The 255-nt window shown below is 39.6% G+C and carries 1 protein-coding gene; it reads right to left on the bottom strand.

Annotation, left to right across the window (positions count from 1 at the left end; translation table 11 throughout):
• Window positions 1-226 (bottom strand): TRAP transporter large permease subunit (locus tag V6259_RS19850; protein ID WP_341585995.1); only part of this gene is annotated, 226 nt, incomplete at its 3' end.
• Window positions 227-255: the final 29 nt, after the last annotated feature.

Below are 255 nucleotides of genomic sequence, written 5' to 3'. Positions count from 1 at the left end.
GATCAATACCTAGATTATAAGTCACAGGCAACAACACAGGCGTCAGGATCATAATCGCAGCCAATGTTTCCATAAACATACCAACAAACAGTAGGAATATGATAATCAAGAACCAGATTAGGTAAATGTTGTCAGTCAAACTCAACATAGAATCCGCTACGACAGCCGGTATATTATTCTCTATCAGCAAACGCCCAAAGACGGTTGCACAGAATAAAATAAGCATTATTCGGCCAGACAACCATGTAGTCGTTT

It is taken from the genome of Marinomonas sp. TI.3.20, assembly GCF_038155025.1.
Lineage (GTDB): Bacteria > Pseudomonadota > Gammaproteobacteria > Pseudomonadales > Marinomonadaceae > Marinomonas > Marinomonas flavescens.
This window is presented reverse-complemented; position numbering and strand designations above follow the sequence as displayed.